Annotated in this window: 15 protein-coding genes and 1 tRNA gene; 10 read left to right on the forward strand and 6 right to left on the reverse strand. The window is 70.5% G+C overall.

What is annotated here, in order from left to right; all coding sequences use genetic code 11:
* Nucleotides 1-24: 24 nt before the first annotated feature.
* Complete coding sequence (locus ACQRWP_RS28440) at nucleotides 25-423, forward strand: hypothetical protein (RefSeq protein ID WP_430499120.1); 399 nt, start codon at nucleotides 25-27, stop codon at nucleotides 421-423.
* On the opposite strand, the gene ACQRWP_RS28445 is transcribed toward ACQRWP_RS28440, so the two are convergent.
* A complete protein-coding gene (locus ACQRWP_RS28445) occupies nucleotides 391-993 on the reverse strand; it encodes a hypothetical protein (RefSeq protein ID WP_430499122.1) in 603 nt (200 codons plus the stop codon). The two genes, ACQRWP_RS28440 and ACQRWP_RS28445, sit on opposite strands and share 33 nt — an antisense overlap.
* Nucleotides 994-1,210: 217 nt before the next feature.
* Here ACQRWP_RS28445 and ACQRWP_RS28450 point away from each other — a divergent pair, with 217 nt between their 5' ends.
* A complete protein-coding gene (locus tag ACQRWP_RS28450; RefSeq protein WP_430499124.1) occupies nucleotides 1,211-2,767 on the forward strand; it encodes a S8 family peptidase in 1,557 nt (518 codons plus the stop codon).
* A gap of 66 nt (nucleotides 2,768-2,833) precedes the next feature.
* On the opposite strand, the gene ACQRWP_RS28455 is transcribed toward ACQRWP_RS28450, so the two are convergent.
* The 3 genes from ACQRWP_RS28455 to ACQRWP_RS28465 all read right to left on the reverse strand — a co-directional run bounded on the left by ACQRWP_RS28455 (nucleotide 2,834) and on the right by ACQRWP_RS28465 (nucleotide 4,902).
* Nucleotides 2,834-3,640 carry a WecB/TagA/CpsF family glycosyltransferase gene (locus ACQRWP_RS28455; RefSeq protein WP_430499125.1) on the reverse strand — a complete coding sequence of 269 codons (807 nt, stop codon included), beginning with the start codon at nucleotides 3,638-3,640 and terminating at the stop codon, nucleotides 2,834-2,836.
* The gene (locus tag ACQRWP_RS28460; RefSeq protein WP_238687678.1) at nucleotides 3,637-4,752 is read right to left on the reverse strand and encodes an NAD-dependent epimerase/dehydratase family protein; all 1,116 of its coding nucleotides are present in this window, start codon (nucleotides 4,750-4,752) and stop codon (nucleotides 3,637-3,639) included. The genes ACQRWP_RS28455 and ACQRWP_RS28460 overlap by 4 nt, the downstream gene beginning before the upstream one ends.
* 64 nt (nucleotides 4,753-4,816) lie before the next feature.
* Nucleotides 4,817-4,902 (reverse strand) — tRNA-Leu (locus ACQRWP_RS28465).
* Nucleotides 4,903-5,108: 206 nt separating this feature from the next.
* Between ACQRWP_RS28465 and ACQRWP_RS28470 the strand changes: the two genes are divergently transcribed.
* Genes ACQRWP_RS28470 through ACQRWP_RS28505 form a run of 8 tightly spaced genes read left to right on the forward strand, consistent with a single transcriptional unit; the run spans nucleotide 5,109 to nucleotide 14,830 of the window.
* Nucleotides 5,109-5,897: an FhaA domain-containing protein gene (locus ACQRWP_RS28470; RefSeq protein ID WP_007454122.1), complete on the forward strand. Its 789-nt coding sequence runs from the start codon at nucleotides 5,109-5,111 to the stop codon at nucleotides 5,895-5,897.
* A 6-nt stretch (nucleotides 5,898-5,903) separates the two neighbouring features.
* On the forward strand, nucleotides 5,904-6,389 hold the full coding sequence (locus tag ACQRWP_RS28475) for an FHA domain-containing protein FhaB/FipA (protein WP_238677542.1): 486 nt from the start codon (nucleotides 5,904-5,906) through the stop codon (nucleotides 6,387-6,389).
* A complete protein-coding gene (locus ACQRWP_RS28480; RefSeq protein WP_430499128.1) occupies nucleotides 6,386-7,864 on the forward strand; it encodes a PP2C family protein-serine/threonine phosphatase in 1,479 nt (492 codons plus the stop codon). Before ACQRWP_RS28475 ends, ACQRWP_RS28480 begins: the two co-directional genes overlap by 4 nt.
* A gap of 30 nt (nucleotides 7,865-7,894) precedes the next feature.
* Complete coding sequence (locus ACQRWP_RS28485) at nucleotides 7,895-9,388, forward strand: FtsW/RodA/SpoVE family cell cycle protein (protein ID WP_430499130.1); 1,494 nt, start codon at nucleotides 7,895-7,897, stop codon at nucleotides 9,386-9,388.
* Nucleotides 9,385-10,890, forward strand: coding sequence for a peptidoglycan D,D-transpeptidase FtsI family protein (locus ACQRWP_RS28490; RefSeq protein ID WP_430499132.1), 1,506 nt, complete (start codon nucleotides 9,385-9,387; stop codon nucleotides 10,888-10,890). Before ACQRWP_RS28485 ends, ACQRWP_RS28490 begins: the two co-directional genes overlap by 4 nt.
* 1 nt (nucleotide 10,891) lies before the next feature.
* The gene (locus ACQRWP_RS28495; RefSeq protein ID WP_430499133.1) at nucleotides 10,892-12,301 is read left to right on the forward strand and encodes a protein kinase domain-containing protein; all 1,410 of its coding nucleotides are present in this window, start codon (nucleotides 10,892-10,894) and stop codon (nucleotides 12,299-12,301) included.
* Nucleotides 12,298-14,115 (forward strand): Stk1 family PASTA domain-containing Ser/Thr kinase, encoded by a 1,818-nt coding sequence (gene pknB, locus ACQRWP_RS28500; protein WP_430499135.1) that lies wholly within the window; start codon nucleotides 12,298-12,300, stop codon nucleotides 14,113-14,115. Before ACQRWP_RS28495 ends, pknB begins: the two co-directional genes overlap by 4 nt.
* A 19-nt stretch (nucleotides 14,116-14,134) precedes the next feature.
* The gene (locus tag ACQRWP_RS28505; protein ID WP_430499137.1) at nucleotides 14,135-14,830 is read left to right on the forward strand and encodes a SanA/YdcF family protein; all 696 of its coding nucleotides are present in this window, start codon (nucleotides 14,135-14,137) and stop codon (nucleotides 14,828-14,830) included.
* A 226-nt stretch (nucleotides 14,831-15,056) separates the two neighbouring features.
* Here the strand turns inward: ACQRWP_RS28505 and ACQRWP_RS28510 are convergent, their stop codons facing one another.
* Nucleotides 15,057-15,707 (reverse strand): aminodeoxychorismate/anthranilate synthase component II, encoded by a 651-nt coding sequence (locus ACQRWP_RS28510; protein WP_430499139.1) that lies wholly within the window; start codon nucleotides 15,705-15,707, stop codon nucleotides 15,057-15,059.
* A 2-nt stretch (nucleotides 15,708-15,709) separates the two neighbouring features.
* Nucleotides 15,710-15,988: a hypothetical protein gene (locus ACQRWP_RS28515; RefSeq protein ID WP_430499141.1), complete on the reverse strand. Its 279-nt coding sequence runs from the start codon at nucleotides 15,986-15,988 to the stop codon at nucleotides 15,710-15,712.
* Between the last annotated feature and the right edge of the window lie 2 nt (nucleotides 15,989-15,990).

Consider the following 15,990-nt stretch of genomic DNA (forward strand, 5'->3'; position numbering starts at 1 on the left):
CAACCGAGCGAGTAGGCGAGACGGATGACGACGATCGGTTCAGACAACCTCACCACCGGTCCGGCAAAGCCGGAGCGGTTCGGTGGCAAGTACCGCGGCGCTCGTCGGGACACGGTTCTGACCGAGGTGGTCTCGACCGACCAGGAGTTGAGCGGGCGGGAGGGCGCCTCCGAGACGACGGATCCTCCGCTCTCGCTGCCCTCACTGGACCCGAACCCGCTGATCGAGCCGTCGTTCCCGCCGGCGGGCTGGCCGATGGAGCCGCCCCAGTCCCTGGCTGACCACCCGTTGCTGCGTGGTCTGCTGATGGAGTTGCCGCCGAAGGGGACCGTTCCCTCGCAGGACTGGCTGGACCGCTGGTTCGAGGCGACCAGGTCGATCCTGGAGTTGCTATACGTGCAGAGCGCCAGCCGTCCCCGTTGACCGTGCGACGGCGGCGGGCTGGGCCCGCTCCGCGAAGCGGTTGTGGCGGAGCGCGTGCCGAACCCCGATGGCGATCACCGCGAGCGCGCCCACGGTGATCGCCGGCCCGGTGACGCCCGGGTCGGCCCCGAGGTCGGCACCGGCGGCGGCGATCAACGCCGGCACGGTGGCCAGGGCGGTGACCTGTAGTGGAAGCCCGACGAGCGGGTGGGCCGCTGCGGCGCGCAGACCGTGCGGCGCGGGGGTGGCGGGGGCGCTGGCGAATGCGCCCGCACCGGCCCACAGCCGGCGGATCCGTCGTACCGAGCAGACCGTCGCCACGAGCGCCGGGCCGGCGGCCAGGGTGAGCCCGGCGGCGGCCCGGTCGACCGGCGCGGTGCCGGCGCTGAGCAGCCCGCCGCCGAGCACGACCGCGGTGAGCGCCACACCGGTGAGGGCCAGCACCAGCAACCATCCGGTACGCCGACGCAGCATGCGGGTGTGGCGCAGCCGGGGAAGGCCGTCGGCAACGACACCGGCGGCCAGCCAGACGGCGGCGACCGGGAGCAGGATGGTGAGCTGACTCTCCATGTTCGAGAGTCTTTCCCGAATCCCGGCGAGGCGAATCCGGGCCTGTCCCCCGTTCGCCCCGGACGCCGGGCCCGTAGGGGGCCATCACTCGAAGGTTATGGCCGTTTCGACATGTTCAACTGCCCGACGGCTGACTTACCCTCAGCTAGATCGGCGAGTGTCGATTGAGGTTGGGACCGGTGGTCACGTTCCGCCGCCGGTCAGAGGGAGGTAGGAGATGGGTCTTCCACGAAGGTCCGTACTGATCGGGGTGGCCGCGGCGACCGTGCTGGCCGTCGGTACCCCAGCCTTGGCCGCCGAACCCGTGGGTGTGGTTCGGGCCGCCGGCGGAGCCACCGCCGTGCCGGACAGCTACATCGTCGTACTCAAGGACAGCGCCGTGGCCCGGGACCGGGTCGGCGACACCGCGAAGCGGCTCTCCGGCCGCCACGGCGGCACGGTGGCCCGCACCTACGGCGCGGCGCTGCGCGGCTTCGAGGTCACTGTGAACGCGAGCGCGGCGGCGCGGATCGCGGCCGACCCGGCGGTGGCGTACGTCGAGCAGAACCACACAGTCTCGATCTCCGGCACGCAGGCCAACCCGCCCTCCTGGGGCCTCGACCGGATCGACCAACGCAACCGGCCGTTGGACAGCTCCTACACCTACCCGAACACGGCGAGCAACGTGCACGCCTACATCATCGACACCGGCATCCGGTTCTCCCACAACGACTTCGGCGGCCGGGCCACCTCGGGCTACGACGCGGTGGACGGCGGGTCGGCCGACGACTGCAACGGGCACGGCACGCACGTGGCCGGCACCGTCGGCGGGTCCGCGTACGGGGTTGCCAAGGCCGTCCAACTCGTCGGCGTACGGGTGCTGAACTGCTCCGGCAGTGGCACCAACGCCGGTGTGATCGGCGGCGTCGACTGGGTCACCGCGAACGCGATCAAGCCGGCGGTGGCGAACATGAGCCTCGGTGGCGGCGCGAACAGCTCGCTGGACAACGCCGTCCGCAACTCGATCGCCTCGGGCGTCACGTACGGCCTGGCGGCCGGCAACGACAACGGCGCGAACGCCTGCAACACCTCGCCGGCGCGTACCACGGAAGCCATCACGGTGGGCTCGACGACCAGCTCGGACGCCCGGTCGTCGTTCTCCAACGTCGGCACCTGCCTGGACATCTTCGCGCCCGGCTCGTCGATCACCTCGGCCTGGTACAACAGCAACACCGCTACCAACACGATCAGCGGCACCTCGATGGCCACCCCGCACGTGGTCGGAGCGGCGGCCCTGGTGGCCAGCGCCAACCCGAGCTGGACCCCGGCTCAGGTCCGCAACCAACTGGTGGCCAACGCCACCCCCAACGTGGTGAGCAACCCTGGCTCGGGCTCGCCGAACCTGTTGCTCTACGTGGGCACCGGCAGCACCCCGCCGCCGCCCACCGGCTGCACCGGCACCAACGGCACCGACGTGTCGATCCCGGACGCCGGTTCGGCGGTGACCAGCTCGATCACCATCTCCGGCTGCGGTCGCAACGCCTCCTCGGCCTCCACCGTGGCGGTGAACATCGTGCACACCTACCGCGGCGACCTGGTCATCGACCTGCTCGCCCCGGACGGCAGCTCGTACCGGCTGAAGAACAGCAGCACCTCGGACAGCACCGACAACGTCAACGCCACGTACACGGTCAACGTGTCCGGTGAGGCCGCCGACGGCATCTGGCGACTCCAGGTGCGGGACACCTACTCGGCCGACACCGGCTACATCAACACCTGGACCCTGACCGTCTGACCGGTCTCCTACGACCGAGGCCCCACCCGGCACGCCGGGTGGGGCCTCGCGTCGTACGGATCGGGCTCAGACCGAGAAGGTGGCCGGCCGCTCGGTGGCCGGGGCCGGCGGGCGGGCCTTCCACAGGCCGATCTTCTGCGCGGCGAGCCGGCTCAGGTAGGCCGGGTTGAGGATGACGTAGCGGCGCCAGAGCCGCCTCGGCTCCAGACCGAGACGCCAGAACCACTCAAGACCGGCGCGCTGCATCCACGGCGGGGGCTGGCGCAGCAGGCCGGCGTGGTAGTCGAAGGCCGCGCCGACCGCCATCAGCGGCATGTCGAGCAGCGGCCGCATGGCGTACGCGAAGACCTCCTGGCGCGGGCAGCCGAGCCCGACCAGGACCAAGCGGGCACCACTGGACCGGATCCGGTCGGCGATCTCGGCGTCCTCACCGGGCTGGACGGCACGGAACTTGGACGGCTCCACCCCGGCGATCTTCAGCGCCGGGAACATCCGCTCCAGGGCCGGGATCAACCGGGTGAGGGTTTCCTCGGTCGAGCCGTACAGGTAGACCGGTAGCCCCTCGTCGGCGAAGCGCGACAGCACGTGCAGGGTCAGGGTCGGCCCGTACACCCGGTCGCTGAGCCCGGCGTGGTGCAGCAGGTTGAGCGCCCACCGCACCGGCTGCCCGTCCGGCGTGACCACGTCGAAGGAGTTGAGCCGCGCGTTGTGCGCCGGGTCGAGCACCCCGGTCATCACACCGTGCACGGCCAACGCGGTCAGCGCGAGGGGACGCCGCTCGTGTGCCGCGGTCACCACCGCGTCGGTCGCCGTGGCGTAGTCGGTGGCGTCGACCAGGACGCCGAGCACGTTGCGCTTCGTCCGGGCGCTCATGGCTGGGCCACCCACTTGTCCACGTTGGCCTCGTAGATTTCCCGCAGGATCATCGGCACGTCGTATGTGATCTTCCAGTCCGGATACTGCGCCTCGAACCGGGCCATGCTGCTGACGTACCACTGGTGGTCGCCGGTGCGGTTCTGCTCGACGTAGTTGATCTGCGCCTCGCGGCCGGTGATCTCCTCGGCGATCCGGAACGCCTCGATGTGCGAGGTGTTGGAGTGCCGGCCGCCACCGAGGTTGTAGACCTCCGCGGATCGCGGGGCCCGGAAGAACGCCTCGAACGCGGTCAGCACGTCGTGCGAGTGGATCGCGTCCCGGACCATCTTGCCCTTGTAGCCGAAGAGGTTGTACGTCCGGCCCTCCATGACGCAGCGCATCAGATAGGCCAGGAACCCGTGCAGCTCGGCCGCGGAGTGCGCCGGGCCGGTCAGTGTGCCGCCCCGGAAGCAGGCGGTCTTCATGTCGAAGTAGCGACCGTACTCCTGGACCATCACGTCCGCGGCGACCTTGGAGGCGCCGAAGACCGAGTGCAGCGAGTGGTCGATCGACATCTCTTCGGTGATGCCCTGGTACCAGCGGTGGTCCTCGGGCAGTTCGTACCGGGTCTCCAGCTCGATGAGCGGCAGGCTGTTGGGCCGGTCGCCGTACACCTTGTTGGTCGAGCAGTGGATGAACGGCGCGTCGATCGCGTGCCGGCGGGTGTTCTCCAGGATGTTGAGCGTGCCGCCGGCGTTCACGTCGAAGTCCGTGTACGGCTCCTTGGCTGCCCAGTCATGGCTCGGCTGGGCAGCGCTGTGGATCACCACGGCGATGTCCGAGCCGTACTTCTTGAACACCTGCTCCAAGCCGTCCCGGTCCCGGATGTCCACCGCGAAGTGGGTGTACGCGTTACCCAGGTCACGGCCGAGCCGTTCCAGGCTCCACGAGGTGGAGCCGTCCTCGCCGAAGAAGTACCGGCGCATGTCGTTGTCGATGCCGACGACGTCCAGACCGAGGCCGGCGAAATGCCGGACCGCCTCGGAGCCGATCAGACCACCCGACCCTGTCACCAACGCGACACTCACACGCCACTCCTGGTCCATCGGAGGCAGAATCCATCGGAGCATAGCGTGACGTCCAGCACGCCCCGATATGACGGAAGGGCCCCGCATGAAGCGGAGCCCTCGTCGGTGGTGGGGATGGGGGGAGTTGAACCCCCACGCCCTTTCGGGCACACGGACCTGAACCGTGCGCGTCTGCCATTCCGCCACATCCCCGTGGCACAACCCGGAACACTCTAGCTGCCCGGCCCCGCTGTCTCCAACGGGCCTCGGGAATACTACGCTGTCCCTGGCGCTCGCCACGAGCGATTACCGTTCGTGGCGGACGAAAGATTAGCACGACAGTCCCGGCCCTTCCGAACGGGTCGAGAGCAGCCGGCCGAGCGGCGTGTGAGCTGCGCGCGCGCCGGCCGGATACCATCATGTCCTCGGGACCCGAGGAGGAGCCGGTGAGCGTGCTGCAACGCTTCGAGAAGCGTCTGGAAGGCCTGGTCGAAGGGGCCTTCGCCAAGGTCTTCAAAGGGGTGGTCCACCCCGTGGAGATCCTCAACGCCATGCAGCGGGAGGCCGAGGCGCACAAGGCGATCCTGGCCGGTGGGCGCACGTTGGTGCCCAACCGCTACGTGATCGATCTCTCGCCGTTCGACCACAGTCGGCTGGCGCCGTACGCCGCCGCGCTGGCCCAGGAGTTGGCCCAGTCGCAGGCGGAGTTCATCGGCGAGCAGGCGTGGACGGTCTACGGCGACGTGATCGTCGAGATCGAGCGAGGCGAGGGTCTGGACACGGGCATGTTCCGTGTCACGGCCGAGGTCTACACCGGCGGCGAGGTCGCCCCGGTGTCGGCGCCCGGCTACGACGCCGGCCCGCCCGCCTACCCCGCGTACGACCAGGGTGGTGGCTACGGCCCGCCGCCCGGGCACGGTGGCGGTCGCAACGTGCGGCTGGTCTCCGGCGACGGTCGCACCTACCCCCTCCAGATGGGGTCGACGGTGATCGGTCGCGGCGACCAGGCCAACCTGCGCCTGCCCGACGTCGGCATCTCCCGGCGACACGCCCGGCTGGATTTCGACGGGGGCCAGGTCGTGCTGACCGACCTGGGTTCGACCAACGGCACCATGGTGAACGGGCAGCGGGTCTCCGCCGTCGCGCTCAACCCCGGTGACATGGTCCAGCTCGGGACGACGACGCTGACCTTCCGCGTGGACGGCTGACCCGCCTTGCCGGAACTGGTCATCACCGTTGCCCGGTTCGGGTTCCTGATCCTGCTGTGGATCTTCGTGTTCACGGTGGTCGGCGTGATCCGCCGGGACCTCTTCGCGGGCGCCCGGTCCGGTCGTCTGGTGGCCGCGCCACGCGCGGTGGGCGCCTCGACGGGGCAGGCGGCCAAGCCAGCGAAAGTGAAACGGGGCAGAGCGGCACACCAGCTGGTGGTGACGGCTGGTCAGCTGGCCGGCACCAAAATCACTCTCGGTGAAGCGCAGATCACCATCGGTCGGGCCGAGGACTCCACCCTGGTCATCACCGACGACTACGCCTCCGCGCGACACGCCCGGCTCCTGCCGCGTGACGGGCAGTGGTACGTCGAGGACCTCGGCTCGACTAACGGCACGTACCTCGATCGCGCTAAGGTCTCCGGACCAACCCCCGTCCCCCTCGGCGTGCCGATCCGGATCGGCCGCACTTCCCTCGAATTACGGCCATGACTCTGACCCTGCGCTATGCGGCCCACAGCGACCGCGGTCTGATCCGAGACGGCAATCAAGACTCCGTCTACGCCGGGCCGCGGTTACTCGCCGTTGCCGACGGCATGGGCGGTATGGCCGCCGGTGACGTCGCCAGCAACATCGTCATCGGTGCCATGGCGCCGCTCGACGAGGACGTCCCAGGGGACGCTCTCGTCGATGCGTTGCGTTCGGCCGTGGGCACCGCCAACCAACAACTCCGCGACACGGTGGACGCCAACCCACAGCTGGAGGGGATGGGCACCACGCTGACGGCGACCCTCTTCACCGGCAGCAAGCTGGGGATGGTCCACATCGGCGACTCGCGGGCCTATCTGCTGCGCAATGGCGAGTTCGCGCAGATCACCAAGGACGACACGTACGTCCAGATGCTTGTCGACGAAGGCCGGATCAGCGCCGAGGAGGCGAGCAGCCACCCGCAGCGGTCGCTGCTCACCCGAGCCCTCGACGGTCGGGACATCGACCCGGAATACTCGGTCCGCCAGGTCATGCCCGGCGACCGGTATCTGATCTGCAGCGACGGCCTCTCGGGCGTGGTCAGCGCCGAAACCATCGGCGAGACCCTGCGGGAGTACGCCGACCCGCAGCAGTGCGTCGAGCGGCTGGTGCAGCTCGCGCTGCGCGGCGGTGGGCCGGACAACATCACGGTGATCATCGCCGACGCCACGGACCAGGACATCGTCGAGGCGACCCCGATCGTGGGCGGCGCCGCCGCCCGGGACCGCGGCATGGCGACCTCCGCCGACGACTCGACTCCGGCCGCCCGAGCCTCGGCGCTCTCCGCGCCGCGTCCGGCCGTGCCCGAGGAGCCGGCGGCCTCCGACGATGACGCCGACCGGCCGAAGCGACGCCCGGTCCGGACCGCCGCGATGGCGCTGGCCCTGCTGGTGATCGTCGGCGGTGCGTCGTTCGGTGGTTGGACGTACACCCAGCGGCAGTACTACGTGGGAGCCACCGAAGAGGGCCAGGTTGCCGTCTTCCGCGGTGTCCAGGGTCAGATCGCCGGGATGGACCTGTCCAGCGTGCACCGCCGCAGCGGCACCCGGCTGGACGACCTCACGGTCGCCGCACAGGACACCGTCAAGGTCGGCATCCGGGCCAAGAGTGAGCCGGACGCCGAGCGTCAGCTCGCCGAGCTGACCAGCGACACGCCGAGCAACCCCAACCTGAAGCCGCTCTGCCCGCTCGACCCGACCGTCGCCGGCGGCAACAACACACCCACGCCCACGCCGACGCCGATCGGTTCGACACCGACCCCGAACGGCAGCCCGAGCGCCAACGCGTCGCCGACCCCCAACGGGGTTGTCAGCGCGAGCCCGACCGCCGGTGCCACCACCGCTCTCGGTGGGGCCGGCGCGACCACCACACCCGACGTCACGCCCTCCGACTCGGCCACGCCGGCGCTCGACCCGGCCGGCTGCCGGTCTCCTGAGTGAGCGTCGGCTGAGATCCTGAGGACTCCACCCGTGACCGTAGCGGCCACACCGGCACCCTCGCCCGCCACTGCGGGCGAGCAATCCGGCGTACGCCTGGCGCGGTCGCGCCGCAACGCCGAGCTGTACCTGCTGTTGCTCGCGATGGTGCTGGTGGCCGCGTACGGGGCGACCGTCGAGGCGAACCTGCTGGACACGGTCACCTCGGACTTCTGGATGCCGGCCGCCGCGCTCGGCGCGGTCTTCCTCGGCCTGCACCTGGTCATCCGGTTCCTCGCCCCGTTCGCCGACCCGGCGCTGCTGCCGGCGGTGGCCCTGCTCAACGGGCTCGGGGTGGGCTTCCTGCGCCGGATCGACCTGGGCGACGCCCCGGTGGCCGAGCGGGAGAGCCTGGCCGTCTTCGCGGGGCAGGGCGGGCGCCAGTTGGCCTGGACGCTCCTCTCGGTGATCCTCGCCGCCAGTCTGCTCGCCATCATGCGCGATCACCGTTCGATCTCCCGGTACGCGTACACCCTGGGCCTGGCCGGCATCGTGCTGGTGATGCTGCCGGCGGTGCTGCCGCGCAGCATCTCCGAGAAGAACGGCGCCAGACTGTGGATCGATGTTGGCCTGTTCTCCATCCAGCCGGGTGAGTTCGCCAAGCTGGCGCTGCTGGTCTTCTTCGCCTACTACCTGGTGCGCAAGCGCGAGGTGCTGTCGCTGGCCAGCCGGCGCTTCCTCGGCATCGATTTCCCGCGGGGCCGCGACCTGGGCCCGGTGGTCGGCGTCTGGCTGATCAGCGTCCTGGTGCTGGTCTTCGAAAAGGACCTGGGCACCTCGCTGCTCTACTTCGGCATGTTCGTGGTGACGCTCTACATCGCCACCGAACGGGTCAGCTGGCTGCTGATCGGCCTGGTCCTCTTCTTCGGCGGCGCCTACCTCGCCTACTTCCTCGGTTCGACGGTGGGCGGTCCGTTCGCCAACTTCTACGTGCGGGCGGAGATCTGGCTCGACCCGTTCGCCGACCCGACCAACAAGGGCTACCAACTCGTGCAGGGCCTGCTGGCCCTGGGCACGGGCGGGCTCTTCGGTGCCGGGCCGGGCGGCGGTCAGCCGGAGATCCTGCCCGAGGTGCAGAACGACTTCATCTTCGCCGGCATCGGTGAGGAGATCGGCCTCTTCGGTCTCTCCGCGCTGCTGGTCGTCTACCTGCTCATCGTGGAGCGCGGGCTGCGTGCCGCACTCGCGGTACGGGACTCGTTCGGCAAGCTGCTCGCCGGCGGTCTCGCGTTCACCCTCGGCCTCCAGGTCTTCGTGATCGTCGGCGGGATCAGCAAGCTGATTCCGCTGACCGGTCAGACCACCCCGTTCCTGTCCGCCGGTGGGTCGTCGCTGATGGCCAACTGGCTGCTCATCGCGGTGCTGCTGCGGGTCTCCGACGGCGCCCGCCGACCGGTGACCGGAGGAGGCGGCGGTAAGGCGGCTCGACCCAGCGCTGGCCCGCCCGAGCAGCTGCACGGTGCTCCCACGGAGGTGATCAAGCCGTGAACGCACCCCTGCGCCGCGTTGGCGTCGTCGTCATGGTCCTGTTCGGTCTGCTCTTCGCCAACCTCAACTGGATCCAGGCCTACAAGGCGGATGAATACCGGACCAGCGACTACAACGGTCGGGTCCAGGTCGCCGAGTACGACCGTAAGCGCGGAAACATCGAGGCCGGCGGTACGGCCCTGGCCACGAGCAAGGAGACCACCGGCAACCTGAAGTTCCTGCGCACCTATCCCAGCGGTGCCAAGTACGCCCACGTGCTCGGCTACAAGCCGGTCAACCTGGCCGACCAGGGCATCGAGCGGGTGGAGAACGACTTCCTGGCCGGCACCAGCGACCAGCTGATCGGCGACCGGTTGAAGGACATGTTCACCGGCGACGACACCGGCGGCGGCAACGTGCTGCTCACGCTCTCGAAGCGGGCGCAGGACGCGGCGTACGACCAGCTTCGCAACAACGAGGTGGGCGCGAAGCGGGGCGCGGCGATCGCCATCGACCCGCGTACCGGCGCCATCCAGGCGCTGGTCTCCATGCCGAGCTTCGACCCGAACCCGCTGGCCAGCCACGAGACCAAAGAGGCAACAGCGGCGTACAACAAGTTGGAACAGGACCCGGAAGGTCCGCTGAAGAACCGCGCGCTCTCCGAGACGCTGCCGCCGGGCTCCACCTTCAAGATCGTGGTTGCTGCGGCGGCACTGGAGAACGGCGTCACCAAGACCACCCAGATCCCGGCCGGGTCCAGCTGGACCCCGCCCACTTCGGGCACACCGATCCGTAACGCCGTCGCCTCGATCTGCCCAGAGCGGCAGGTCACGCTGCTGGAGGCGGTCACTGAGTCGTGCAACACCGGCTTCGCCCAGCTCGGCGTGCGGCTCGGTGCCGAGACTGTCAAGGAGAAGGCCCGCCAGTTCGGCTTCGAGCAGGACGACCTGACCGTCGGCCAGCTCGGCGAGGGCGGCCTGCCCACTGCGGCGAGCCGGACCGGGGACATCAAGAACCCGGACGGCAGCACCGACCAGGCCGCACTGGCCCAGTCCTCGATCGGCCAGAACAACGTCCGGATGACGCCCCTCGAAGGCGCCATGATCGCCGGCTCGATCGCCAACAACGGCAGTCAGATGCGGCCGTACCTGGTGCGACAGCTGCTCGCTCCGGACCGGACCACCAGCTACTACACCGCGAAGGCGCGGGAGTTGCGCCAGCCCGTCGAGCCGCAGGTCGCCGCCGACCTGCGCGAGATGATGGTCAGCGTGGTCCGGAACGGCACCGGCGAGAATGCCGCGATCAGCGGTTACACGGTCGGCGGCAAGACCGGCACCGCCCAGTCCGCCCCGGACCGGCCCGACCACGGCTGGTTCATCGGCTTCGCCCTGGACAAGAACGGCAACCCCGTCTCCGCGGTCTGCGTGGTGCTGGAGCAGGCCGGCCCCCGCGGTAGCGCCGAGGCCGCTCGGATCGCCGGCCAGATCATGAAGGCCGCCATCGCCGACCCAGGGGGTCGCTGACATGCTCAGCCCCGGCGTGCAGCTCGGCAACCGCTACCGTCTCGACGAGCGGATCGCCAGCGGCGGCATGGGCGACGTCTGGCGCGGCACCGACCAGGTGCTCGGCCGGACGGTCGCGGTGAAGAGCCTGCTCCCCGCCCTGCTCGACGACCCGGACTTCGGTGAGCGGTTCCGCGGCGAGGCCCGCACCATGGCCACCATCAACCATCCCGGCGTGGTGGACGTCTACGACTTCGGCAACGACCAGCAGATCGCCTTCCTGGTCATGGAGTACGTCGAGGGTGACGCCCTGTCGTCCACGTTGAGCCGGGTCGGCCGGCTCACTCCGGCCCGGACGATGGCCCTCGTCGCGCAGGCCGCCGACGCGCTGCACGCCGCGCACGAGAAGGGCATCGTGCACCGCGACGTGAAGCCGGGCAACCTGCTGGTCCGGCCGAACGGCACGCTGGTGCTGACCGACTTCGGCATCGCCCGCTCCGACATGGTCGGCCAGCTCACCGCCGCCGGTTCGGTGCTCGGCACCGCCTCGTACATCTCGCCGGAGCAGGCCACCGGCGGCGTGGCCACCCCGGCCTCTGACGTGTACGCCCTCGGCGTGGTCGCCTACCAGTGCCTGGCCGGTCGGCGGCCGTTCGAGGGCGACAACCCCCTCGACATCGCGATGCGGCACGTCCGGGAGACGCCCCGGCCGCTGCCGGCCGACATCCCTCCGCAGGTGCGCGCCCTGGTCGAACGGGCGTTGGCGAAGGACCCGGCCGCCCGCTGGCCGAGCGCCGCTGCCCTCGCTGGGGTCGCCCGTCAGCTCAAGGCCGCGCTCTCCCAGCAGGCTCGGGCCGGTGCCAACTCCGGGCCGGTCTCCGCGGCGCCCGCCTCACCCGCCGCGCCCGGCCGGGCCCAGGTGCCGCAGGCACACCAGATGCGTCCGCCGACTGCCCGCCCGCCGGTGGCCGGAGCGAGGCCGACCGCGATCGCACCCGCCCAACAGCCACGCCCCACCGCCGTCGCGCCGGCCGTCCAGCCCGCCCGGCCGCAGGGCGCACCGAACGGCTACCCACGCGGTGCGGCGGCGGTGCCGTCCGGGCCGCCCCGGCAGGAACACCCGCCGGCGTACGTCCGGCAGGCCGGCCCGGTGACGCCGTCACCCCAGCCCCAGCGGTCCCGGCCTGGAATGGTGCTTCTCGCCATCCTGCTGGCCATGCTGGTCCTGCTCTGCTCTGGCGTGATTTCCTACAACCTACGGAAGCAGTCGCAGGCCGGTGTATCCGCCGGGCTGGCGCCGCGCACCGTGGCGTCCGGCGCGCTACGACTCGACGGGCGCGACGATCCGACCCGGACGTCGTACCGTCGGGAGGTACGACTCCAGCCGGGCAACGGCGGGACGACGACGAGCGAAGGACGACAGACGCGATGACAGCGCAGGCCCGCCTGCTCGGTGGCAGGTACCAGGTCGGCGAGCTGCTCGGCTATGGCGGCATGGCCGAGGTGCACCGTGGTCGCGATCTCCGGCTCGGTCGGGACGTCGCGATCAAGATGCTCCGCACCGACCTCGCCCGGGACGCGACGTTCCAGATGCGGTTCCGTCGGGAGGCGCAGAACGCCGCCTCGCTCAACCACCCGGCCATCGTGGCGGTCTACGACACCGGCGAGGAGACCGCGCCGACCGGTGAGACGCTGCCGTTCATCGTCATGGAGTTCGTCAACGGGCGGACCTTGAAGGAGGTCCTCGGCGCCGAGGGGCGACTCCAGCCCCGCCGCGCGCTGGAGATCTGCGCCGACATGTGCGCCGCACTGGAGTTCAGCCACCGGCACGGCATCATCCACCGGGACATCAAGCCCGGCAACGTGATGCTCACCCAGACCGGCCAGGTCAAGGTGATGGACTTCGGCATCGCCCGGGCGCTGGCCAGCGGCGCGACCACCATGACGCAGACCAGCGCGGTCATCGGCACGGCGCAATATCTTTCCCCGGAGCAGGCACGCGGCGAGGCCGTCGACGCGCGCTCCGACGTGTACGCGGCCGGCTGTGTGCTCTTCGAGCTGGTCTGCGGGCACCCGCCGTTCGTCGGGGACAGCCCGGTCAGCGTCGCGTACCAGCATGTACGGGAGACGCCACCGACGCCGAGCGACATCAACCCGGACGTCACCCCGGCCGTCGACGCGATCGTGCTCAAGGCGCTGTCGAAGAACCCGCTCAACCGCTACCAGAGCGCCGGCGAGATGCGGGCCGATCTGCTCCGCGCCGCCGCCGGCCGGCCCGTGCTGGCCACCCCGGTGCTGCGCGAGGCGGAGACGGTGGCGATGGCCCCGGCCGGCGGCGGGGGCGGCTACCCGGCTTCCGGCCGTGGGCAGCAGACCGGGCAGCTCCCGGCCCGGGTGGGCGACCCCCGTCAGCGCAAGGCGTCCTCCTGGCTGATCGCGATGTTCAGCGCGGTCGGCGTGCTGGCGGTGATAGCCCTGGTCGCCGCCCTGCTCTGGAACCAGCAGAAGGACAATGACCTGAAGTCGGTGCCCACCCTCACCGGCAAGACCCGGGACGTGGCGATCGCCGAGATCCAGAAAGCTGGTCTGTCCGCACAGGTGGGTGACCCGGTGCTGGCAAGTGACTGCACCGAGGGCACTGTCGTCAAGCAGAACCCGCTGCCGACCACCTCGGTGAAGCAGAACGGCACGGTCACCATTCAGCTCTGTGGTGGCAAGCCCGAGGTGCGCGTTCCCGCCGGGCTCAAGGGCAGCAAGCGGGAGAGCGCCATCGCCCGGCTCAATGAGGCGAACCTCAAGTACGAGATCAAGACGGTGGACGACGAGGCGAGCGAGGACGAGGTTCTCAAAGTCGAACCGCCCGAGGGCGAGAGTGTTCCCGAGAACACGAAGATCACGCTCACGGTCTCGAACGGCAAGGTCCGCGAGGTGCCGGACGTCGTCGGACTGAGCCAGGAGGAGGCCACCCGCGTCCTCCGGAACGCCGGATTCACTGTCGTCCCGCAGGACGGGCCGGAGGTGCCGGCCGCCGAGGCGGGGAAGGTCACCGACCAGAGCCCGAACGCCAAGGACAAGAAGCCAAGCGGCACGAGGGTGACCATCAAGGTGAGTCAGCCGGAGCCGGAGACCGACCCGACGCCGACGATCACGCCGACGACTACGCCGACGGGAACGCCGACCACTCCCGGTAACGGGGGCGGCATCGGTCTGCCGTTCCCGCCCCCGCCGGGCCGGCCCCAGGACTAGGCCACCCGCGGGCATCGGCATGACGGAGGCGGAAGCGTCCCCGGTCGGGGCGGTACGGCGGTGGCCTCGCCGCCTCCGCCGGCTGGCCGTCGCGGGCCTCGTCGTGCTGGTGCTCGCCAGTTCCCCGTGGCTGTGGACGACCCTGTCCGCACGCGGCCACCTGTACGCCGCCGCCGACGCGCCGGCCGCCGACGTGGTGATCGTCCTCGGCACCGAGGTGGCCGCCGATCGGCAGCGGCCGGGGGACCGTCTCGCCGGCCGCCTGGACACCGCCGCCGAGTTGGTGGCCAGTGGGCGGGCCACTGTCGTCCTCGTGTCGGGCGACGGCGGCGGGGCGTCAGGCGACGAGCCGGCGGTGATGACGACGTACCTCTCCGAGCGGGGCGTCGACCCGCGTCGGGTGGTGGCCGACCCGTTCGGCCTGGACACCTACGACAGTTGCGCGAGAGCGCGCGAGGTGTACGGCGTCGAGCGGGCCCTGATCGTCACCCAGTCGTACCACCTGTCCCGGGCGGTGACGCTGTGCCGGCAGCTCGGCCTCGACGTCGACGGGGTGACCGCCCGCTGCGACGGTTGCGGTGCCGCCCTGCTCGCCGAGAAGTCGGTTCGGGACTACTTCGCCAGTGGCAAGGCGGCGTGGGACGCGGTGCGCGACCGGCCGCCGGCAGTGCGTTCGCCAGTGGACCCCGCGATCCAGAAGGCGCTGCGGGGCTGAGCCGGCCGCCATCGGCTCCTCGACAATCTGGTGACCGGGCCCGACGTCCGGCCGGCCCGAACGCGGCCAGCATGATCACCTCGACTGACCCACCAGCCCTTACTCCGCGATCTTGCACTTACTGTCGCGACATATGGCGAATCCCACCGATATCGACGACCGAAACTGCAAGATCGGCGGGGTGGAGGTGGGGGTGGGGTGCGCGGGGTGGCGCGGGGTGGGGGCCTCAGGTGGTGGCGAAGGCTGCGAGGCGACGCGCGTTGACCTCGGCGGCCAGCGCGGGTGCCCGCTCCAGCGCCTCGGGGTGACCGCAACTGGCCAGCCAGTTGGCCAGCATCAGGTGACCGCCCTCGGTGAGCACCGACTCCGGGTGGAACTGGACGCCCTCGATGGGCAGCGTCCGGTGCCGCATCGCCATCACCACGCCGGAGCCGGTCCAGCCGGTGACCTCCAGCTCGTCGGGGAGCGTCTCGGGCAGCACGGCGAGCGAGTGGTACCGGGTCGCGGTGAACGGGTCGGGCAGACCGGCGAGTACGCCGACCGAGTGGTGTCGTACCTCGGAGGTCTTGCCGTGCAGCAGCTCCGGGGCGCGCGTCACGGTCGCCCCGAACGCTTCGCCGATCGCCTGGTGGCCGAGGCAGACGCCGAAGATCGGCAGTTTGCCCGCGTACTCCCGGATGACGTCCAGGCAGATGCCCGCCCGGTCCGGGCTGCCCGGCCCGGGCGACAGCAGGATGCCGTCGGCGCCAACCGTGCCCACCTCGGCGACGTCGATCTCGTCGTTGCGACGAACCTCGCACTCCACGCCGAGCTGGCCCAGATATTGCACGAGGTTGAAGACGAAGGAGTCGTAGTTGTCGATCACCAGGACGCGCATGGTCACCTGCTCGGGGAGGGAGGCGCGGGGTTGTTCTGGTCGGTGTCGTACGGCAGCTCATGCTCGTCGCCGGCCGGGGTCTCCCCGGTCACCGGGTCGCCGCCACCCGTCTCAGCGGGTACGCCGGATTCGACCTGCACATCGTCGAAGGGCAGCAGGGGCTCCGCCCAGGGGAAGGCGACATACCACAGCAGGGCCACTGTGGCGGCCAGGAGCAGCACCGAGCCGGTCAACTTCCCGACCACGCCGAACGGCAGCTTGCGCCAGATGAACGCGTACATCG

The organism is Micromonospora trifolii, from assembly GCF_050516465.1.
GTDB lineage: Bacteria > Actinomycetota > Actinomycetes > Mycobacteriales > Micromonosporaceae > Micromonospora > Micromonospora trifolii.